The sequence below is a fragment of the Citrobacter sp. RHBSTW-00570 genome, from assembly GCF_013739755.1.
Taxonomy (GTDB): Bacteria; Pseudomonadota; Gammaproteobacteria; order Enterobacterales; family Enterobacteriaceae; genus Citrobacter; species Citrobacter braakii.
In genome coordinates this window covers 635,719-656,216 of the sequence record NZ_CP056399.1, presented here as the reverse complement: position 1 = coordinate 656,216, position 20,498 = coordinate 635,719, and the positions used below count along the sequence as shown (strand labels likewise).

The following is a 20,498-nucleotide window of genomic DNA, read 5'->3' as shown; positions in this document are numbered from 1 at the left end:
AAATAATAATCTTTGGATAATGGGTAGCCCTCATGCTACCCATGTGATGTTGGCTGTAACTCCTGCAGGGGAGTTACTGTTGATAATTAATAATTAGGTATGGAACCTTAATTAAGGTATATTACATATACCACCTTAAAATCATGAATTGACCTCCCTAGTAATTTAAGTTGATGCCGCATGGTTATTGAACTTTAGAACAAAAAAATATTTTCCAGAAAGACTTTAGCTACTCTGAAGTTATTTATTATTTGGCAACTTATTAAAGCCAATAGATCCGGATGAAATTAACGGTATGTTTAATGCTTTAGCCAAATCACTAGATTTCGCTTCTGAACCAGTAAATTTAACATAGTCAATTCCATCCTCTTTAAATAACTGTACCTTACCATCTTTTTCAAGTTCCTTTAAAACGGGTATCAGGTGCTCTATGTTCCTAAGAGAATTTGGGCCATCTCTACGAATGCTATGCCTCCTGAAGTCGAAGGACTTATTAGTGATAACATGTTCCTCAAGCCAAAATAACAATTTTTCTTTCTCGCTAGGTTTTCTGTTAGCGTCTACTTTTAAAATTAAATGAGTAGTACACCATTCGCTTATTTTAACTGCTGATAGAAAAGTATCCTTAGTAATTATTGATGATTCGGGTGTAATAAACATTTGTATTACTGCTGCAATTCTCGTAACTTGCTCCATAATTCTGGAACCAACATCATCATAGTGATGCAACTCCTCTCCTGGTTGCATGAGTTCCCTGATTCGTTTGTTGTGTGTATCCCATAACGCTCTCGCCTCTTCAGATAAAGTAATACAGATACGTTCTTCATTTTTTTCTCTACGCTCTATCCCGTCTTGTAAATGCTTAACGAGAATAGATAAAAAACCATCAAGCCCTGGCTCATCAGACCATGAACAGGCATCAGGGATATCGCACAATTCAGGTATTTGCTCAAGATCGATTAATAATAAACGGGCTAAGAACCCTGAATTTCTTAACTTTTTTCCTTGCTTGTTTATAAAGTCGTTAAATAATGTAGGTTGCAGTAAAAGCAATATGGTCAGCCGGACATCATCAACATCGTAGCTGTCACGAGATGCTCTACTGTCTGAGATTCTCCCTTCTCCCCAAAGAGAGTTGAGTACTGATATATCGCGAAAAAGGCTACTGTCAAACACCCCTCCTGCTTCATCAGAACCGAGCATTAATGACGGAGATCCCAGAGCTAATGTCTTTTTAAGTCCCTCGCTTGTCGAATCATTTTTAGTCAGATACTTTCTTACGGGTGCTACCGGTCCACTTTTCTGACATTCCTCCAGTGCTTCGCGTGTTTCAGCTACATTAACCTTCTGGCGAACAGCTTTGCTAAATTGCTTTTTAAGTTCTTTTAATTCCGTATCCCAAGATAATTTTTTCAGTTCATAAAGTTTTTCCTTTTCCAGAAAGATATTCTTCAGTTCCTTTTCCATTTGATGGATTGTTTCCATCAGTGCTTTGAATACTGTTGATTTCCTGCTACCTGAACGTGCTAATAAAAGGAGATAAAGTGATGTAAATGTTCTCCCGTTTTTAATCTGAACATCAAATTTATCCTGGCAGGAAAATGCCATTACCCCAAGTAATACGATTAAAATAAGTTCAGCGCGAGCTCCTGTTTTGTAATGTATGTAGCTTATTAACCGTTGCACAAAAGTAGGTAGTATCTGAAATTCAAGACAGAGCTCTTGATCTTGTTTAGATCTATTTATCTTAGACATACATTCATCGTGCCTCACTTTTAGAAATAATTAATGTTGTTCTAATAAATTTTTGATGACTATCTTTCATTTATCCAGTACAAAAGATCACTAAGCAACCAGCCACACGACTTCGCCCCAAGTGATTTACGTTGGGGAAACTTGCCAGCCTTTTCGAGCTTCCAGGCTGTCGAGCGAGAAATCGAAGTGATATACTGGCGCTCTTTTTCCCGGACCAGACGGTCACCTTTCTCACCGTAGACATGCAGAATTTGCTGCCGTTGTTCAGGGGTTGGAATGTTAGATGTTGTACTCATACTGCCTCCTTCGTTTCGACAGAGGCAGTTTGTACGATTCAAATCAAAATTTAAAGAAGATGGGTCCCCATTAAGCTAATGTCTATTGAGAACCTTATTGAGATATTTATTTAAAATGAAGTGATGCATACTTGAGAACAAGAGCATCAATATAGTTCACTAATTGCGACGATGTAATGCTCTGCTGTAATTGATAGCCGTCCCCCTCCTTGCTCAATAAATTAGCCAATTCTTTTGATGTACGATTTGCATGACCGTATTTAATAAGCAAATATATAACATTATCCTTTACTGTAGAAAGGCGACCATCCTCAACAGCTAAAGATAACTGTCCCTCTTCTATTAAAGAGTCGTTAACCCATCTAGATATACTTTTATCGCTAACATCCTTTAAGGATATATGACAGTCATTCCTCACCACATTCAATATATCAGCTGCGTTTAAACGATTAATTTTACCATCTTTTTCTGAAAAACTTATTTTAAGCAACATTAAAACAATAAAGCTTTGTATATAATAACCTTCCACTTCATGAATTTCATTTTCTTTAATTGTAAAAAATCGGGATAATTCTTGGCACCCAAAGTTATCAATATACAAGCATTCATGAGAGACAAAGATATTTTTATCAAAAATTAAATAATCCTTATCATCCCGACCAAAAACTTTAACCTCTTCTGGAATTTCATCCCACAATTCATTAGCATTTTTAAGATTGTAATTATCTTTTACCAAGTGAGTGGTGTTGGTAGGCTGCAGTCGCCAAAAGCCACTAGCATATCCATTGTAAACATATTTATAAAAACTACTCCTATTGAAATTTGTATCCTCTTTTATTTCAGATTGAGCGCAAGGTATGAAACTCCTTGTGGCAGCCTGTGGGCTTTTTTCATGTTGATAGAAGTCTCTACCAACACTGATGTCAAAAGTATCGTAGCGGTGTTCTTCTTTATTAGCATAACGATTGATTCGACAGTATTCTGAACGAAGATTAACATACAAGTTAATTTTATTGTCCAGCCATGTGGAAATGATATCCTCCAGTCTCACATGAAATTTTTTAGAGAAGTCACCAGCACTACATAAACCATCAGGGATATTCAGCTGCTCAGGAATTTTAAAAAGATCAGTAGCATCGAAAAAATTGGAATTGGAATTGGAATTGGAATTGGAATTGTTTTGCATTTATCACCACCAATACATTAACCTTATATTTTACAAGGCATTGTATCAAAATGGAGCGATAAATTTAAAAAATATTTAACGAAAGGACAGAATTTTCATCATTTCAAGCGAAGAGAAGCACGGTACTACTCTACGAGTAGTGCCGGTATTCACAACTTTCTCCTAACTGATAACAGCCTTGCGGGCAGTTCCCTTCCGAACTAGAATCAGTGCAGCAAAACGAGGGCTTCAAAATGACAAAAAAAACAGTACACAGCCAGATCACTAAAACTCAAATCTATCGTACTGTTGCCAGTTCGACTGCGATAGAAACCGGTGTTTCTGTGCAAAAAATTGAGCAGCAACTCAAAAAAAATCAGGCGCAGGCGAAAGCCGTGGGTCTCGCCCGCTAGTCTGGCAAGGTATCGTTCACCAATTGCATCATAGGGCTGTAGTTTCCTGAGACACCTGCCTGTATTGCCCTGAAGTAAAATGCCTTGTGCTCATCCCACAGGCTATAGTCCAGTAAGCCCTTCCCCGCCAACACAGCCAGCACATCGCAAAGAAGCCGTGACAGACGCCCGTTACCTTCTCTGAATGGATGGATCAAAATAAATTCCACATGACATTCAGCCAGATAACGAACCAGCTCTGGACGAGCCAGAGATTTCAGCTCACCAGACCTGGATAGAAATTGCCTCTCGAAACCATCCAGAAGCAGTGGAATTCTGTCGGCAGCGGCAAACTGGAAACCGTCCTTGGTTAAGTTGGCATTACGCAATCTCCCCGCCCAGTCGTATACATTCCCCAGCCATTGACGATGCCAGCCACTGATATGCTCAAAAGCCAGCGCCGCTGGCGGCTGGCCTTCGATAAATAGCTGTTCATAAAGCATCAGCAGCAGGCCAGATTCCAGCGCCTCCATTTCCTCTTCATCTGTGATCCCTAACTTATTAGCCAGCACCAGGTCTCCAGAGCCCGGTTGATACCGCTCTTCTGCTGAATTAAGCTCATATTTTGCCAAGCTCTTACCTCCGTCCAAACAAGTTCACAACGTTGTTTTCCTGCTGTCGCTGATAGTTGTTGACCCTATCTTCCCAGATCTCAAGCGCCCTGCGCTTTTCAGGCAAGTAATCATAACGATCATAGTGTTTCGAGCTGACGTCATTCAAAGCGTGATTCTGGATACGGTCGCGGATCTCTTTGCTGATCCCCGCCTCCCCCATCAGCGTTTTACAGGTACGGCGTAAATCTCGCGCCGTGAAAACTTTAAACTCAGGATTAAAGGCCCGAAAATACATGATGGAACGCGCCAGACTATCCGTGCGCACTGGGCGCTCACCGTTCGTTGATAACGGAAAGATATAGGGACTGTTACTTTCCTTAGTCAGCTCTTTAACTGAGGCTAATTCCTGTAGTGCCGATTCAGTCAGCGGGATCAGATGCTCACGCTTGTTTTTCGATACATCGGCTATGACCAGCAACGTCTTTTGTTGCCAATCAATAGCACTCCACTGGCTGGCAATCATTTCAAACGGACGCTGCCCACCAGCATAAACACAGAAGCGAATCAGATGCTGCATCAGCGGCCCAACGTTGGTGGCCTCGACGAACTGTTCCATGACAACACGCAACTCTTCCAGCGTTAACCATGTATCACCCACTTTTTCCGCCGAAGACTGTTTCGGTATGGCCGAGACCGGGTTAACTTCAAGACCAAACGTGATACCCACGCTGGTATTCATCGGATCGTTATCGGCTTTAAGCCCATAGTTGAATGCCGCCATCAGATAGGAACGAATTCGGTTTGCATGGACCACCGCATCACGCTGGATAATGCCTGAGAGGATGGTTTTGATCTGTAAGGGCGTGACATCTTTCGCTTTGGTCTCGCGAGGAATGACTGAATAGCACTCTTTTTCAAGACGCTTCAGTACATCGGCCCAGGTCCGCTTATTGTCGAGCTTCATCTTATTAACGTAACCATGCACCAGTTCTTCAAACGATCCTTGAGAACGATGGATCTGCATGATGTGCTGTTCGGCCAGGCGCTGTTGCTCAAGCTCTTGCTGGGGCTCTTTTCCTTCAACAAGCCAGGCACCATACTTTTTCGCCAGCTCATTGGCCGTCACCAGTTTCATCTCAGGCCAGATGCCCAACTGGATGAACTTTTCTTTCTTCCCTTTCTCAACGTAGTAACGGAAATAAAAAACTTTGCTGCCTGAAGGCTGAACCTTAACGCCAAGCCTGCCAGTACCACGTTGAGCGCTGTTGCTCCACACGTAGTACGCCGTGCTTTTTGTCTTCAATCCACGTATAGCAGTCTCGGTAAGATTAGCGGCCATAAGTTTACCTTTCTAAGAATATGCGTTACCTGACCCGATGCCCATTTCGGGTCAGGTAACGGGTCAGGTAAGGATAGTACAATGGGGAAATGAGAGAACCAATCAGAAACAAAAATAACTTCATAACTGATTGATTATAGACAATTAAAAATACAAATAGAGACAATGACGAACAATTAAAAACATGCCAATTTTATGACTCATAATCGCTTGGTCGCTGGTTCAAGTCCAGCAGGGGCCACCAAGATTCAAGGACTTGCGAGAAATCGCAGGTCCTTTTTTTTGGGGGTTCTTCCGTAGCTGTTGGCGCGAGCCAAAAGGATTCCTGCTGGAACAAATCAATATCTGTTCGCACTAAAATGTGAAATGAGAGCCGGGAAGAATACGGCAGGCGGGGCCTGAAGATATATTATGGGATGCCTCTGTCCAGCAACAAGCTGGTCACAGTCCCCCTCTGGACGTTGCCATCCAGAGATGGAAACGTCCGTTAGAGTTTGATTCGATAGTCAGCTCAAACTAGCTCTTTGAGCTGCTCCTGCATATAAGTTGAAAAATACTCTGGGTTCTTGATAAGGATGCGGTTACCGGAGGCCACTTTTTCTGCCCATCCGGCCACTTTTTTCGTGAACTCGGGATTCCATCCCTCCTGCTCACCCCGTGCCATCACAGCTTCTGGGCTTGCTGGCACACCTAAGTCATGCAAATACTTTAAGATTCCCTTAGCGGTACTTTCATCCATTGAATGGGGTACTGACGCCGAAGTGTTCATACCACCAATAAAATCCAATGCTTTCTCAATTGCTGTTGGCATGCTCTTATCCTTAAAATTAACCACGTGAGAGACACATTTATACTATGTACCCAACTCCGCCGGGATATCAAAGAGAACATCACCTTTATTTGATTTACCCCGCAGCTAAACGCTTGCGGCGGCTGTTTTCTGCACGATTAATTCGCTATCCCGGCCAAAACCAGCCCGGTCGCTACCGCATTACGCGGCCCTTCGGTACCACGGATGTTGCCCTGTCCGGCAACCACGCCGTAATGCGCCAGCGCGTCGGTGATCATCTGCGGGATTTCGAAATCCAGCGAGGAGCCGCCCACCAGCACCACAAAAGTCATATCGCGAATAGAGCCGCCGGGTGACACCTGGCGTAAAGCGCGCAGGCAGTTGGTCACAAAAACTTTCTCTTTGGCCTGTCGGCGCACCAACCGAATTTTTTCCAGCGAGGTCTGGTTATCTACGGGGATCAGCTCGCCGTCTTTCAGATAAACGACTTTGGCAAACACTGACGGACTGAGCGGTTCGCGAAAAAACTCCACCGCGCCGTTCTCGTGGCGAATGCTGAACAGGCTCTCCACTTTTGCCAGCGGGTATTTTTTAATTTCCTCCGCCAAAAACTGGTCGCTTAAGCCCAGCTCGGTTTGAATCAACAGGCTGACCATATTCCCCGCGCCAGCCAGATGGACCGCTTTCACAACGCCATCGCTATTGATAATGGCGGCATCGGTGGAGCCTGCGCCTAAATCGAGGATCGCCAGCGGTGCAGCACATCCGGGCGTTGTTAACGCACCGGCGACAGCCATGTTGGCCTCCACTCCGCCGACTTCAACCGGGATGTTTAAACGGGCGCTCAGCTCACTGGCGATGGCCTGCATCTGTAAGCGATCGGATTTCACCATCGCCGCAATGCCTACGGCGTTCTCCATTGAACACTCCCCGGCAATACCGCCCTGCACCTTGCGGGGAATAAACGTATCCACCGCCAACAGATCCTGAATATACACCGCGTTCATGTCGTGACCGGTCAGCGAGGCCATCACTTTACGCACCCGCTCCAGCATGCCGCCTGCATGCGTACCTGCTTCACCACGAATATCGCACACGGGCGCACAGGTGCTCATCGCCTGCATAATGGCCTGTGCGCCTTGCGCTACGTCGGCTTCACCACCACGCTTTTCGCCGCGGATAAAGATCTTACCCGCCGGGATCACCCTTGAGCGCACATCACCCTGCGGGGTTTTCAGCACCACGGCGGAACGGTTGCCAATTAGCGCCCTGGCGATGGGGACGATGGTTTGCGTTTCCTCGGGCGTCAGGGTAAAGAAGGTCGCGATGCCGTAAGGATTCGACAGCACACGCACCACCTGTCCTGGGGCCGCCACTTCCACCGCCGCCAGCACACCTTCCGGCACCTTCTCCAGCAGGGTGACTTCATCTACCACCGGCATTGTTCGACGCAGACGATTGTTCACCAGCACGCCATCATCTTTTTTCAGGATCGCCGCCACCACGTTGACCCCGCGATCCAGCGCCTCATTGATATACCAAACCGCCTCGAGGAAATCCCTCTCCTCACCGACCAGCGGGATCCAGCCCTGGGCAAACCGATCTTCACTCAACGCCGCCAGCTTCTCCACGGCGATGGTGGTTCCCATTCCCACGCCAACGCCGCCGGGCGTTTGCGGGTTATGCCCAATCATTGTTGATTCGGTAATGATGGTTTCAGTGATGGTTTCCATCGCCACATCGCCAATCACCGGTGCCGCCTCGTTGATGCAGATTTTCGCCACGTCCTGAAGCGACCACGGGGTGTTATTCAGCGCCTGCTGCAGGGAGGCCACCACCCCGGCAATATTGTCCCGTGTACCTTTCATACCGGTCGTGGCGACAATTCCGCTGGCGATAAACCGGCCATGCTGCGCCAACGCCACTTCGGTGGTGGCGTTGCCGATATCAATCCCTGCAATTAACGGCATACAACCTCCGTCACTGGCTGCCTTTACGCAGCTTGTTTCTCTGCAGATACACCTCTGCCGACTCGCGGACAAACCCGGCGTTCACCGTGGCATGCCAGGTATGTTCCAGTTCATCGGCAATGGCCTGAAGCTCGGCGAATGAAGAACGAAACGGCCGCAGCGCGTTATAAATTTCAAGAATACGGGCATCCGGGATTGCTATAAGCTCCGCCGCACGACGGAAATTACGCGCCACGGCGTGACGCTGCATCTGTTCGGCAATCTGCGCCTGGTACTCCAGCGTTTGCTGAGAAATACGCACATCCTGCGGACCTACGCGACCCGCCAGCACATTCTCAAGGGTAATCTCGGTTAGCGGTTTGCCGGTAGGAGTCTGGATTTTCTCCGGGCAGCGAGTCGCTAATGGATAATCCTGCGCGGTCATGATGTTGTCGTTCATGGTCATTCCCTTACGAGTGCAATATGCAGCGTGACAGGCGCAGCATCCTGCACCACGTGTTTGGTCTCTTTGATATGAAACAGCGCGGCCTTGGCCATAAATTTGGGGCGTACCATCTGGTCATTAACCACTGGCACTGGCGAAGGCGACTCTTTACGTGCATAGCGCGCGGCGTTTTTACCAATCTGGCGATAGGTTTCCAGCGTCAGCAGCGGAGCCTGAGAGAACAGCTCAAGGTTGCTCAGAGGCAGCAGATCGCGCTGATGAATCACCGTGGTTCCTTTCGACTGGATACCAATCCCGATGCCAGAACCGCTGAGATTTGCCGCATCCCATGCCATAAATGAAACATCAGAAGTGCGCAGAATCCTCACCACCCGTGCATGCAGCCCCTCTTCTTCAATGCCGGCAACCAGCTCTTTCAAAATCGCTTTGTGCGGCATATCAATCAGTGTTTTGTGCTGATACTTATCAAAGGCCGGGCCGACGCCTATCACGACTTCATCCACGCGTTCGTCCACTTTAGCCGCCTCGCCTTCGCTCACCTGTAAGGTGAAAACCGGCTTACGTTCAGTTGTGCATTCCACTGTGTACCGCCTTATTCGATCGAGCCGGGCTGAACCACGCCCGCAATATTTTTAATTTCCGCCCAACGTTCGGCAGAGATGCGATAGCCGGTGCCGGGTCCCTGATAGTCGTTGATGTCATTAACGGCGCTGACGACGTCGAACTGACGATCCAGAATGGCCGACGTTTGCAGGTAATCACCAGTAACACGCTGCCTCAGCATGTTGAGGATATTGCTGGCGATGTCTTCGAAGCCGCTGGAACTCAACGCGCCGACGATATCCAGCCCGGTGATATTGCGTTTCATCATCTCTTCCACGGCAGCCAAATCTTCCACCACATTGCGCGCGGGCATATCTTTGCTGCCGTGAGCGTAAGTGGCGGCCTCCACCTCTTCATCGCTAATCAGCGGCAGGCCCAGTTCGCGGAACACCGCCTGAATGGCGCGCGCGGCCTTATTGCGAATGGCGATTGTCTCCTCTTCCGTGACCGGACGCAGGCCCCCATCAACCATCAGATCGCGTTGCAGAATGTTGTAATCATCGAAGTCTTCAGCGTCGAAGTTCGACCCGGCAAACATGTTGTCGTAGTTCGGTACCGCGCTATAGCCGGAGAAGATAAAGTCGGTGCCCGGCAGCATCTGCATCAGGGTGCGGGCAGTACGACGAATATCGGAGTGGGAAAAGGTCTGGTCATTGGCGGAGGCCACTTCAAGGTCGAGCATCGAGGCAATCAGGTTTTCCGCCAGCACCGCGCGAATCCCCGACGGCACAGCGCCGGTCATGCCGATACAGCTGACCGCACCGTTTTGTAACCCCTGTACGCCCGCGCCTTTGGTGATAAAAATGCAACGCGACTCCAGATAAAGCATCGATTTACTTTCGGAATAGCCCATCAGCGCTTCCGAACCGGTGCCGGAGGTGTAGCGCATCTTCAGACCACGAGAAGCATACGCCGAGGCAAGAAACGCTTTTGACCACGGCGTATCATCGCCATCGGTAAACACCGACTCCGTGCCATATACCGACACCGTTTCGGCGTAGCTGGTTAGCCCGCGCATTCCCAGTTCCAGCTCCGTGGCCTCTTCAACGGAGCATTGCGTCAGCACGCCGGGGCGACCGCATTGGGACCCCACCAGCAGCGCCAGGGCGTTAAACGGCGCATAGCGGGCGATCCCGACCGTTGTTTCCTGTTCGGAAAAGCCACGGATCCCCGCTTCAGCAGCGTCGGCAGCAATCTGTACCGGGTTATCTTTCAGGTTGGTCACGTGGCACTGATTGGATGGGGTGCGTCTGGCGCGCATTTTTTGCAGCGCCATCATCATCTCCACCACGTTCATTTGCGCCATCACCTCCACCGCTTTCGCCGGGGTGATGGCAGTCGTAATGGCAATGATCTCTTCCCGACTGACGTGGATATCCACCAGCATTCTGGCGATCTCCAGCGCGTCGAGCTGCATGGCGCGCTCGGCCTCGGGCACGTTAATCGCGTAATCGGCAATGAACCGGTCAATCATGTCGAACTCGGCGCGGCTCTTGCCGTCCAGCTCAACAATACGACCATTTTCCACCTTCACCGACGAAGCCGGATCGTAAGGGCTTTCCATTGCGATCAGCCCCTCTTCAGGCCATTCGCCAATTAGCCCATCCTGATTTACAGGCCGCTGGGCAAGCACTTCGAATCGTTTTGATCTTCTCATAGTTTATGGACTCAAAAGATAAAAAATAGGGACGCCGGGCCGTATTGCCGGGGACACAACACCCGGCATTCGCCTTTCATCAGCAATAGCCGAACTCTAAATGAGCAGGACAATAAAAAAATAAAATTAATTTCGTTCCAATTTGGCACGTAATAAAAAACCATCGTTTCATATTGAAACGCGGCTCAGGAATATTCACCGCGAATTGTGACGAGGTTAAATGATCATTATCAATAAACACCGCAACAGGAAACTGAACGTAATATTTTTGAAATTCCCACCCTATTGACTTAATAACGCGGGGCGAGAAAATAAGATAAAGCCAATGATAAAAATAGCTGTTGCGCGATATTTTCGTGACCTCAGCCCTACAACCTTTTCAGGAGAGACTGTGAATAAGAGCCAACAAATCGCCACCATTACGCTGGCGGCTGCAAAGAAAATGGCGCAGGCCGTCGAGGCTAAAGCGCTTGAAATCAACGTTCCGGTGGTGTTTTCCGTGGTGGATCACGGCGGGAACACGCTGCTAATGCAACGTATGGACGACGCGTTTGTCACCAGCTGTGATATCTCTCTTAATAAAGCTTATACCGCCTGCTGCCTGCGACAGGGTACCCATGAAATTACCGATGCGGTACAACCAGGTGCCTCTCTATATGGCTTGCAGCTCACCAATCAACAACGAATTGTTATTTTTGGCGGCGGTTTACCTGTCATATTAAACGGCGAATTAATCGGTGCCGTTGGCGTAAGTGGCGGTACCGTCGAACAAGACAGATTATTAGCAGAAACCGCATTGAATTGTTTCTCTGAATTATAATTTAAATCTAAGAAGGTATATTATGAGCTATCGTATGTTTGATTACCTGGTGCCAAATGTGAACTTCTTTGGCCCCAATGCTATTTCCGTGGTCGGCGAACGCTGCAAACTGTTGGGCGGTAAAAAAGCGCTGCTGGTCACTGATAAAGGTCTGCGGGCGATTAAAGACGGCGCGGTAGATAAAACCCTCACACATCTGCGTGAAGCCGGTATTGACGTCGTGGTTTTTGACGGCGTTGAGCCAAACCCCAAAGACACCAACGTGCGCGACGGCCTGGAGGTCTTTCGGAAAGAGCATTGCGACATCATCGTTACCGTTGGCGGCGGTAGCCCGCATGACTGCGGTAAAGGCATCGGTATCGCCGCGACTCACGAAGGGGATCTCTACAGCTATGCCGGGATTGAAACCCTGACCAACCCGCTGCCGCCGATCGTTGCGGTGAATACCACTGCCGGGACCGCCAGCGAAGTCACCCGCCACTGCGTGCTGACCAATACCAAAACCAAAGTGAAGTTTGTGATTGTCAGCTGGCGCAACCTGCCGTCGGTCTCCATTAACGATCCGCTGCTGATGCTCGGCAAGCCAGCCCCACTGACTGCGGCCACCGGGATGGACGCCCTGACCCACGCCGTGGAAGCCTACATTTCCAAAGATGCCAACCCGGTCACCGACGCTGCCGCTATCCAGGCGATCCGCCTGATCGCCCGTAACTTGCGTCAGGCCGTGGCGCTGGGCAGCAACCTGAAAGCTCGCGAGAACATGGCCTACGCCTCCCTGCTGGCGGGTATGGCCTTCAACAACGCCAACCTCGGCTACGTTCACGCGATGGCGCATCAGCTTGGCGGTCTTTACGACATGCCGCACGGCGTGGCGAATGCCGTACTGCTGCCGCACGTAGCGCGCTATAACCTGATCGCTAACCCGGAAAAATTTGCCGACATCGCAGAGTTTATGGGCGAGAACACGGACGGACTCTCCACCATGGATGCCGCCGAGCTGGCCATTCATGCTATTGCCCGCCTCTCCGCCGACATCGGTATTCCGCAGCATCTGCGCGATCTGGGCGTCAAAGAAGCCGATTTCCCGTATATGGCGGAAATGGCGCTGAAGGACGGCAACGCCTTCTCCAACCCGCGCAAAGGGAACGAGAAAGAAATTGCCGAGTTCTTCCGTCAGGCATTCTGATAACGCAGGGGGCGCAATGTCACTTTCATCACCGGGTGTACATCTGTTTTATCACTCACGCTGGCAGGGTACTCGCGTGCTTGATGAGCTGTGTTGGGGGCTGGAAGAGCAAGGCGTTCCCTGCCGGGCAATCTGTTGCGACGATCATGACTGCGCGCTGGCGCTCGGCAAACTGGCGGCCAAAAGTTCGACGCTGCGCGTGGGTCTCGGTCTCAACGCCACCGGTGATATTGCCTTAACCCATGCCCAGTTGCCCGAGGATCGGGCGCTGGTCTGCGGGCATACCCGCGTCGGGACAGCACAGATCCGCACGCTCGGCGCCAATGCCGGTCAACTGGTTAAAGTTCTTCCTCTCAGCGAGATAAAATAAATGTACCGCATCTATACCCGAACCGGCGATAACGGCACGACCGCGCTGTTTGGCGGCAGCCGTATCGATAAAGACGACATCCGCGTTGAGGCCTACGGCACGGTGGATGAACTGATTTCCCAGCTTGGCGTCTGCTATGCCAGCACGCGCCAGGCCGAGCTACGCCAGGAATTGCACGCTATGCAGAAGATGCTGTTCGTACTGGGGGCGGAACTCGCCAGCGATCAGAAAGGACTCACACGCTTAAAACAGCGTATTGGCGAAGAGGATATTCAGGCGCTGGAGCAGCTTATTGACCGCAATATGGCGCAAAGCGGCCCGCTCAAAGAATTTGTTATTCCGGGGAAAAATCTGGCATCGGCACAGCTGCACGTTGCGCGAACCCTGACGCGTCGGCTGGAGCGGATCCTCATCGCGATGGGCAGAACGCTGACGTTACGCGATGAGGCCAGGCGTTATATCAACCGGCTGTCGGATGCGCTGTTCTCGATGGCCAGAATCGAAGAAACTACTCCAGATGTTTGCGCTTAAACTGGCTGGCATCAATGTCGTACTGCTTCATCTTACGCCACAAGGTGGTGCGACCAATATTCAGCAGTTGCGACATCTCCTGAACACGCCCACTGGTCACGCGGGCGGCATGGATAATCGCCTCTTTCTCGATGGCGGTAAAGGTCAGGCTGGCGGGCAGCAGTGAAGATGCCGTCTCCAGACCAGGGCGTTCGGCAAACAGATAATCCGGCAGATTGCTCAGCCGAATATGGCCGTTATCACTGCTGATGGCGATGTTTTCAATAATGCTGTTCAGCTCAAAATCATTACCCGGCCACGAATAGGCCACCAGCTGTGCCAATGCGTCGTCGTCGATCTTCAGGCTGGATGAAAAGCGTTTTTTCAGGCTATTCAACCGCGTATAAATCAGCGATGGAATACTGTTACGCCGCGCCCGCAGCGGCGGGATAACGATCTCAAAAGAGTGCAGCGCGTAATACAACTGACGGCTAAAGCGGTTTTGCTCCACCAGATTCGCGAGATCAACCGTGGTGGTAGCGATCACTTTGACATCCACCGGAATCAGCCGCCGGGCATCCAGGCGGGTTAAAACGCCCTGCTTAATCACCTGCAGCAACGCGGATTGTAACTCCGGCGCCAGATATTCAATTTTTTCCAGAAACAGCGTGCCGCCGTTCGCCAGTTCAAGACGGCTTAGCCGCCCGTTTTCATCATCAGTGGGCGCACTGCCCATAAAATCCTGCCCCAGTACGCTGTTGGCATACAGCTGGCAGTTCACGGCGATATACGGCCCGCTGGCGCGTTCGCTTTCATTGTGAATGGCCTGACTCAGTAGCTCTTTACCGACGCCCTCTTCCCCGCACAGCAGGATCGGGAAACTTCCCCTCGCCGCCTGACGACCAAAGTGGATCAAACGTCGGGTTTCTGGATCGTCTGTCGACATCTGCTCAAAGGTGTGGCTCACCTTGCCGAGCTGGCTGGTCATCAGTTGACGCATTTGCTCCACCGGATGCAGCAGCAGGATAAAGCTGTTGCCCTGCTCTTCAACAATCGGTTTCAGGGTGATGACGGCATCAACAAACTGGTGCTGGCTTTCAAAGGTGACTTCGACATGATTCAGGCCGCGGGCATGTTTGATCGCCCGACGCAGCAGCATGGGGAGATTGAGCAGGTCGTTAATATTCTTCCCCTGGCTGGCCTGCGCGTCGAGATGCAAAAGCAGAGCCGCGCGCGCATTGAGGAACTGCAATACGCCCTGTTCGTTCCAGGCCATCACGCCATCATCCATACTCTCCAGCAGCCCGTACATCTGGTTCAGATGGCGGTTGGATTCAGCCAGCAGGCTGTCAGTCAGCAATGAGTTGCCGACTTCTCTGGCAATCGCCAGCGTCAGGGATAAATCAGAAACGCACTCATGCTCTACCAGACAGCACAGCGAGATGGAGCCAAACAGTCGACCATGGTTATCGAATACTGGCGTAGAGCAGAACGACCACGGATGCAACGCCTGTTTAAAGTGTTGATCGCCAGAGGTTTTTGTCGGTTGCCCCGGCATCGTCGCCAGCGACAACGCGCAGCTGCCAATAATGCTTTCCGCACAGTAACTGCCGTCGCGAAAACCGAGCTCCGCCAGTTGCTCCACCGTCTGCGGATCGCCGCAACGGCTGAGAATACAAGCTGATTCATCCAGAATTAACAGCGCGCACGGACGGCCGTCCATAAACTCCCAGGCATCTTCCAGCGCGGCCTGAGCAATCGTCAGCAGCGCTGTTTTGCGACGACAGATCGACTCAAAGGTCAGGCCCTGCGCCTGATGCGGCGCCTGCCAGGTTTCCCGCTGCATAAACTTGCTGCAACGATGCCATGACTGGGCAATGACCGAAGAGACTTCCTTCCCAATGTCCTGAGTGTGCGTCGTCATATCCCTTTCCGCTGTTTTACCATAGACAACCCCTCCGGCAGAGACTGTCAGAGGGGGGAGAAGATGCCGGATAAAAACTTACCGACGACTGATTAACGCGCCAGCCACTGCTGTCCCAGCAGGTCTGCCGTCAGTATCGCGGCATGTACGCTCTCAGGCGTCACCGGGAACGGCATATTGTGGATGGTTTCACCTTCCGCGCAGGTCGCTTTGGCCACGGCCATGATCTTGCCGTCAATGTCGTCTTTCACGCCCATTTCCGCTAACGTTACCGGCAGGCCTACTTTCTGACAGAAATTCAGCACGGTTTCGATCTCTTCCATCGGGCTGTTTTGCAGCACCAGCTGCGCCAGCGTACCAAAGGCGACTTTTTCACCGTGGTACAAATGGTGACACTCTTCCAGAATCGTAAAACCGTTGTGGATAGCATGCGCCCCTGCAAGACCGCTGCTTTCAAAGCCGATGCCGCTGAGGTAAGTGTTCGCTTCGACAATACGCTCCAGCGCATCAGTCACCACGCCAGCCTGCGCGGCAAAGCGTGCCTTTTCGCCTTCCGCCAGCAGGGTATCATAGCACAGGCGCGCCAGGCTCAGCGCCGCTACGGTGGACTGTCCGCCCGCCATGCTGGTCGCTCTGGCGTCATAACAGGCTTTCGCTTCAAACCAGGTTGAGAGCGCATCGCCCATCCCGGCCACCAGCAGGCGTACCGGCGCTTTGGCAATGATTGCGGTGTCCATCACCACCATATCCGGGTTTTTCGGGTAGATCAGATACTCTTCAAACTCACCGGCTTCGGTATAGATAACCGACAGCGCGCTGGTTGGCGCATCGGTAGAGGCGATAGTCGGGATCACCACCACCGGTAGCTTCTGGTAGTAACCAATCGCTTTGGCGGTATCCAACGTTTTCCCGCCGCCAATCCCAACCACGCCGCGGCAACCGTGCTGTTTCAGAATGGCAATCAGGCGATTAATTTCAATATGGCTGCATTCACCGTTGAAGCGTTCCGCGTGGCAGCTAATGTCGTGGCTGTGCAGGCCATTGAGAACCTTCTCTCCCGCCAGCTTCATCACGAAGTCATCCGCAATCACGAAAAAGCTGTCCGCCAGATTTTTAGCGTATTGACCAAATAAGGTGGAAGCGTCAGGGCCCTGGAGATATTTGGCTGGAGATTGAATAACTTTTAGCATTCCTTTCATCCTCAAATAAGTACATGTTTTTACATGGTGAGCCCTGGCGTTAACCTGTTTGGCCTGTTGCTGTCGGCAAAAACAGGAGGTACCGGAGCGATGCAATAACTGTATGGCGAGGCGTGAACAAAAAAATCTTTCGTCATTTTGTTCTGATATGAAACAGATAAAAACGACGCACGTTCCATTCTGGAACGCTTATCCACAAAAATGATAAGGTTTGCGATCCCGATCCGTACATTTACCCCCAAATCTCCGGCAAACACGAAGCTCAGTTCCTCTTTTACTCATGCAGTTATATTAAAACCGGCAAAAAAAGGCTGGCTGCGCCGTATGAGCGGCGCTGATCGCAGGAGAAAAAAGTCGAGCGAGCTCGCATTATGATCATTCCCAGCTTTTTTAAGTTTCATTTCGGAACAAAAAACAGCATCAACGTTCCGTAATGAAACTCATTTTAGCGTTGTTTTTTTCCACGCTGACTTCGCCAGAATCTCTTCATTGCCTCCGCACCATGATCCTACATTCGGGGGTTTGTCTTTCACTCAACCTCGAGGAGCCGTTATGTCTCAATTCTTTTTTAACCAACGCACCCATCTCGTGAGCGACGTCATCGACGGGGCGATTATCGCCAGCCCATGGAATAACCTGGCGCGTCTGGAAAGCGATCCGGCCATTCGCATCGTAGTCCGTCGTGACCTTAATAAAAATAACGTAGCGGTCATTTCCGGCGGCGGTTCGGGACACGAACCCGCGCACGTTGGGTTTATCGGTAAAGGCATGCTAACCGCTGCGGTCTGCGGCGATGTTTTCGCCTCCCCGAGCGTGGATGCAGTACTGACCGCCATTCAGGCGGTGACCGGTGAGGCTGGCTGTTTGTTGATTGTGAAAAACTACACCGGTGACCGTCTTAATTTCGGTCTCGCCGCCGAGAAGGCGCGTCGCCTTGGCTATAACGTTGAAATGCTGATTGTCGGCGACGACATCTCCCTGCCGGATAACAAACACCCACGTGGCATTGCGGGAACTATCCTGGTGCATAAAATCGCAGGCTATTTTGCCGAACGCGGCTATAACCTCGCCACCGTCCTGCGTGAAGCGCAGTACGCAGCCAGCAACACCTTTAGCCTGGGCGTAGCGCTTTCCAGCTGTCATCTGCCGCAAGAAACCGACGCAGCCCCTCGTCATCATCCGGGTCATGCGGAGCTGGGTATGGGCATTCACGGCGAACCAGGCGCATCGGTTATCGACACCCAAAACAGTGCGCAAGTGGTAAACCTGATGGTGGATAAACTGCTGGCCGCCCTGCCTGAAACCGGTCGTCTGGCGGTGATGATTAATAATCTTGGCGGCGTTTCCGTGGCCGAAATGGCCATCATCACCCGCGAACTCGCCAGCAGCCCGCTGCACTCGCGTATCGACTGGCTAATTGGCCCGGCCTCGCTGGTCACCGCGCTGGATATGAAAGGCTTCTCACTGACGGCCATCGTGCTGGAAGAGAGCATCGAAAAAGCACTGCTCACCGAAGTGGAAACCAGCAACTGGCCGACGCCGGTCCCACCGCGTGAAATCACCTGTGTAGCGTCATCTCAGCGTAGCGCCCGCGTGGAATTCCAGCCTTCGGCAAACGTCCTGGTGGCCGGGGTTGTGGAGCTGGTCACCGCAACCCTTTCCGATCTGGAGACTCATCTGAATGCGCTGGACGCCAAAGTCGGCGATGGCGATACCGGTTCGACCTTTGCCGCCGGCGCGCGTGAAATTGCCAGCCTGCAGCATCGCCAGCAGCTGCCGCTGGATAACCTTGCCACGCTGTTCGCGCTGATTGGCGAACGTCTGACTGTGGTGATGGGCGGTTCCAGCGGTGTGCTGATGTCAATCTTCTTTACCGCCGCCGGGCAGAAACTGGAACAGGGCGCTAACGTTGTCGAAGCGCTAAATACGGGGCTGGCGCAGATGAAGTTCTACGGCGGCGCAGACGAAGGCGATCGCACGATGATTGATGCGCTGCAACCAGCCCTGACCTCGCTGCTCACACAGCCGAAAAATCTGCAGGCCGCATTCGACGCCGCGCAAGCGGGAGCCGAACGAACCTGTTTGTCGAGCAAAGCCAATGCGGGTCGCGCATCGTATCTGAGCAGCGAAAGCCTGCTCGGAAACATGGACCCCGGCGCGCACGCCGTAGCGATGGTGTTTAAAGCGCTAGCGGAGAGTGAGCTGGGCTAAGATGTAACAAGGAGCGCTTCTCAGGTATTTACTGCCTGATGGCGCTTCGCTTATCAGGCAGAACGTTAACGATAAACGCGGATCCCGCCCTCTACGCCGCGACTAAACAGCACCTGCCAAAGTTCAATATCTCTGGCGCGGAAAGCCCCGGCGCAGGCGCATAAATAGTAGTTAAACATTCTTCTGAAGGTGGCGGAATAACGTGATGACAGCTCCGGCCATGCTTGATTAAAGCGCTCGTGCCACGCCATCAGCGTTTTATCGTAATCGCTGCCAAAGTTATGCCAGTCTTCCATCACAAACCGTGATTCGCTGGCTTCGGCAATATGGGAGATCGCCGGTAAGCAGCCGTTCGGGAAAATGTATTTATTGATCCACGGATCGACGCTCATCCCTTTTTTATTGCTACCAATGGTATGTAGCAGGAACAGTCCGTCCGGTTTTAAACAACGGTCGGCGATGCTGAAATAGGTGTCGTAGTTTTTTGGCCCGACATGTTCAAACATCCCCACGGAGACAATGCGATCGTAGTGTTTATCGAGGTCGCGATAATCCTGCAGCAGAATGTTAACGTCCAGTCCTTCACAGCGCTGCTGCGCCATTTTTTGCTGCTCTTTGGAAATGGTGACGCCTTCCACCGCCACGCCATAATGACGCGCCGCATATTCCGCCAGCCCACCCCAGCCACAACCAATATCGAGTAAACGCATGCCCGGTTTAAGTTGTAGCTTCTCACAGATCATTTTTAATTTAGCATTTTGCGCATCGTCTAATGTGGTCGCATCTTTCCAGTAAGCGCAGGAATATTGCATATGCGGATCAAGCATCAGCGCAAAGAGATCGTTACCAATATCATAATGTTCTTTGCCGACAATCCACGCGCGGCTCCGCGACTGCAAATTAAACAGGCGTGCGCTGGCAATACGTAAAATATCTTTCAGGTTACCCGGCATCTGCTGGTCAAGTTTTGCTTTCAGGATTTTGCAGAACAGAATATCGAGCCGCTCGCAGTCCCACCAGCCTTCCATATAGCTTTCGCCAAGCCCTAACGAGCCTTGTTGCAGTACCCGTTTAAAGAAACCGGCATGATGAAGTTGAATGTCCCAGGCACGGGTGCCATTAATCCTGATATCCGCTTGCGAAAGCAGCTCTTTTCCCATTCGGGTCCAGTTATCATTTGTTTCATTGACGATGACAGCATCTGAACAAAGCGAGTTCATGGTATTTACCAAAGGTGGGCTAAAAATTCTTA

At 50.9% G+C, this 20,498-nt stretch carries 19 protein-coding genes; 6 read left to right on the top strand and 13 right to left on the bottom strand.

Translation table 11 applies throughout. From position 1 onward, the window contains the following. Positions 1-240 precede the first annotated feature (240 nt). From HV237_RS03185 to HV237_RS03175, 3 genes are all read right to left on the bottom strand, one after another. Positions 241-1,755 (bottom strand): YfjI family protein, encoded by a 1,515-nt coding sequence (locus HV237_RS03185; RefSeq protein ID WP_181541678.1) that lies wholly within the window; start codon positions 1,753-1,755, stop codon positions 241-243. A gap of 59 nt (positions 1,756-1,814) precedes the next feature. After that, entirely contained in the window at positions 1,815-2,051 is a 237-nt protein-coding gene (locus tag HV237_RS03180; RefSeq protein ID WP_048218657.1) for an AlpA family phage regulatory protein, read from the bottom strand. Between the two features lie 106 nt (positions 2,052-2,157). Continuing rightward, complete coding sequence (locus tag HV237_RS03175; protein ID WP_059444733.1) at positions 2,158-3,237, bottom strand: hypothetical protein; 1,080 nt, start codon at positions 3,235-3,237, stop codon at positions 2,158-2,160. A gap of 233 nt (positions 3,238-3,470) precedes the next feature. Between HV237_RS03175 and HV237_RS03170 the strand changes: the two genes are divergently transcribed. Further along, positions 3,471-3,629 carry a hypothetical protein gene (locus HV237_RS03170; protein ID WP_181218211.1) on the top strand — a complete coding sequence of 53 codons (159 nt, stop codon included), beginning with the start codon at positions 3,471-3,473 and terminating at the stop codon, positions 3,627-3,629. Here HV237_RS03170 and HV237_RS03165 read toward each other — a convergent pair. The 7 genes from HV237_RS03165 to HV237_RS03135 all read right to left on the bottom strand — a co-directional run bounded on the left by HV237_RS03165 (position 3,626) and on the right by HV237_RS03135 (position 11,026). Continuing rightward, complete coding sequence (locus tag HV237_RS03165; RefSeq protein WP_181541676.1) at positions 3,626-4,240, bottom strand: Fic family protein; 615 nt, start codon at positions 4,238-4,240, stop codon at positions 3,626-3,628. The genes HV237_RS03170 and HV237_RS03165 overlap by 4 nt on opposite strands. 4 nt (positions 4,241-4,244) lie before the next feature. Next, positions 4,245-5,561: a site-specific integrase gene (locus tag HV237_RS03160; protein ID WP_181541674.1), complete on the bottom strand. Its 1,317-nt coding sequence runs from the start codon at positions 5,559-5,561 to the stop codon at positions 4,245-4,247. A 511-nt stretch (positions 5,562-6,072) separates the two neighbouring features. Continuing rightward, positions 6,073-6,396, bottom strand: coding sequence for a DUF1889 family protein (locus tag HV237_RS03155; protein WP_071524484.1), 324 nt, complete (start codon positions 6,394-6,396; stop codon positions 6,073-6,075). Positions 6,397-6,509: 113 nt separating this feature from the next. Then, positions 6,510-8,321: a diol dehydratase reactivase subunit alpha gene (locus HV237_RS03150; RefSeq protein WP_047358661.1), complete on the bottom strand. Its 1,812-nt coding sequence runs from the start codon at positions 8,319-8,321 to the stop codon at positions 6,510-6,512. Positions 8,322-8,331: 10 nt separating this feature from the next. Continuing rightward, positions 8,332-8,760, bottom strand: a complete 429-nt coding sequence (locus tag HV237_RS03145; protein ID WP_047358662.1) for a diol dehydratase small subunit — start codon at positions 8,758-8,760, stop codon at positions 8,332-8,334. Between the two features lie 2 nt (positions 8,761-8,762). Continuing rightward, positions 8,763-9,347 carry a propanediol/glycerol family dehydratase medium subunit gene (locus HV237_RS03140; RefSeq protein WP_047358663.1) on the bottom strand — a complete coding sequence of 195 codons (585 nt, stop codon included), beginning with the start codon at positions 9,345-9,347 and terminating at the stop codon, positions 8,763-8,765. 11 nt (positions 9,348-9,358) lie between these two features. Next, positions 9,359-11,026: a propanediol/glycerol family dehydratase large subunit gene (locus HV237_RS03135; RefSeq protein ID WP_016154580.1), complete on the bottom strand. Its 1,668-nt coding sequence runs from the start codon at positions 11,024-11,026 to the stop codon at positions 9,359-9,361. 391 nt (positions 11,027-11,417) lie between these two features. On the opposite strand from HV237_RS03135, the gene HV237_RS03130 reads away from it, so the two are divergent. From HV237_RS03130 to HV237_RS03115, 4 genes are read left to right on the top strand one after another with little or no spacing between them, the layout of a single operon-like run. Beyond that, positions 11,418-11,846 (top strand): heme-binding protein, encoded by a 429-nt coding sequence (locus HV237_RS03130; RefSeq protein ID WP_047358664.1) that lies wholly within the window; start codon positions 11,418-11,420, stop codon positions 11,844-11,846. 22 nt (positions 11,847-11,868) lie between these two features. Next, positions 11,869-13,032 (top strand): 1,3-propanediol dehydrogenase, encoded by a 1,164-nt coding sequence (gene dhaT, locus HV237_RS03125; RefSeq protein ID WP_181541673.1) that lies wholly within the window; start codon positions 11,869-11,871, stop codon positions 13,030-13,032. Positions 13,033-13,048: 16 nt separating this feature from the next. Then, a complete protein-coding gene (locus tag HV237_RS03120; RefSeq protein ID WP_046276246.1) occupies positions 13,049-13,402 on the top strand; it encodes a glycerol dehydratase reactivase beta/small subunit family protein in 354 nt (117 codons plus the stop codon). Further along, entirely contained in the window at positions 13,403-13,933 is a 531-nt protein-coding gene (locus HV237_RS03115; protein WP_016157513.1) for a cob(I)yrinic acid a,c-diamide adenosyltransferase, read from the top strand. On the opposite strand, the gene dhaR is transcribed toward HV237_RS03115, so the two are convergent. Together dhaR and HV237_RS03105 are read right to left on the bottom strand one after the other, a co-directional pair. Beyond that, entirely contained in the window at positions 13,911-15,836 is a 1,926-nt protein-coding gene (gene dhaR / locus HV237_RS03110) for a dihydroxyacetone kinase operon transcriptional regulator DhaR (protein ID WP_016154585.1), read from the bottom strand. The two genes, HV237_RS03115 and dhaR, sit on opposite strands and share 23 nt — an antisense overlap. Before the next feature lie 92 nt (positions 15,837-15,928). After that, positions 15,929-17,026 (bottom strand): glycerol dehydrogenase, encoded by a 1,098-nt coding sequence (locus HV237_RS03105; protein WP_016154586.1) that lies wholly within the window; start codon positions 17,024-17,026, stop codon positions 15,929-15,931. Positions 17,027-17,587: 561 nt separating this feature from the next. Between HV237_RS03105 and HV237_RS03100 the strand changes: the two genes are divergently transcribed. Further along, a complete protein-coding gene (locus HV237_RS03100) occupies positions 17,588-19,246 on the top strand; it encodes a glycerone kinase (RefSeq protein WP_047358665.1) in 1,659 nt (552 codons plus the stop codon). Between the two features lie 65 nt (positions 19,247-19,311). Here the strand turns inward: HV237_RS03100 and cfa are convergent, their stop codons facing one another. After that, positions 19,312-20,466 (bottom strand): cyclopropane fatty acyl phospholipid synthase, encoded by a 1,155-nt coding sequence (cfa, locus tag HV237_RS03095; RefSeq protein WP_047358666.1) that lies wholly within the window; start codon positions 20,464-20,466, stop codon positions 19,312-19,314. Positions 20,467-20,498: the final 32 nt, after the last annotated feature.

Coding starts and splice junctions, on each gene's coding strand:
- HV237_RS03180 (WP_048218657.1), bottom strand. CDS start 2,051: ATGAGTACAACATCTAACATTCCAACCCCTGAACAACGGCAGCAAATT.
- dhaT (WP_181541673.1), top strand. CDS start 11,869: ATGAGCTATCGTATGTTTGATTACCTGGTGCCAAATGTGAACTTCTTT.
- dhaR (WP_016154585.1), bottom strand. CDS start 15,836: ATGACGACGCACACTCAGGACATTGGGAAGGAAGTCTCTTCGGTCATT.
- HV237_RS03100 (WP_047358665.1), top strand. CDS start 17,588: ATGTCTCAATTCTTTTTTAACCAACGCACCCATCTCGTGAGCGACGTC.
- HV237_RS03120 (WP_046276246.1), top strand. CDS start 13,049: ATGTCACTTTCATCACCGGGTGTACATCTGTTTTATCACTCACGCTGG.
- HV237_RS03115 (WP_016157513.1), top strand. CDS start 13,403: ATGTACCGCATCTATACCCGAACCGGCGATAACGGCACGACCGCGCTG.
- HV237_RS03185 (WP_181541678.1), bottom strand. CDS start 1,755: ATGTCTAAGATAAATAGATCTAAACAAGATCAAGAGCTCTGTCTTGAA.
- HV237_RS03105 (WP_016154586.1), bottom strand. CDS start 17,026: ATGCTAAAAGTTATTCAATCTCCAGCCAAATATCTCCAGGGCCCTGAC.
- HV237_RS03145 (WP_047358662.1), bottom strand. CDS start 8,760: ATGAACGACAACATCATGACCGCGCAGGATTATCCATTAGCGACTCGC.
- HV237_RS03170 (WP_181218211.1), top strand. CDS start 3,471: ATGACAAAAAAAACAGTACACAGCCAGATCACTAAAACTCAAATCTAT.
- HV237_RS03135 (WP_016154580.1), bottom strand. CDS start 11,026: ATGAGAAGATCAAAACGATTCGAAGTGCTTGCCCAGCGGCCTGTAAAT.
- HV237_RS03150 (WP_047358661.1), bottom strand. CDS start 8,321: ATGCCGTTAATTGCAGGGATTGATATCGGCAACGCCACCACCGAAGTG.
- HV237_RS03175 (WP_059444733.1), bottom strand. CDS start 3,237: ATGCAAAACAATTCCAATTCCAATTCCAATTCCAATTCCAATTTTTTC.
- cfa (WP_047358666.1), bottom strand. CDS start 20,466: ATGAACTCGCTTTGTTCAGATGCTGTCATCGTCAATGAAACAAATGAT.
- HV237_RS03160 (WP_181541674.1), bottom strand. CDS start 5,561: ATGGCCGCTAATCTTACCGAGACTGCTATACGTGGATTGAAGACAAAA.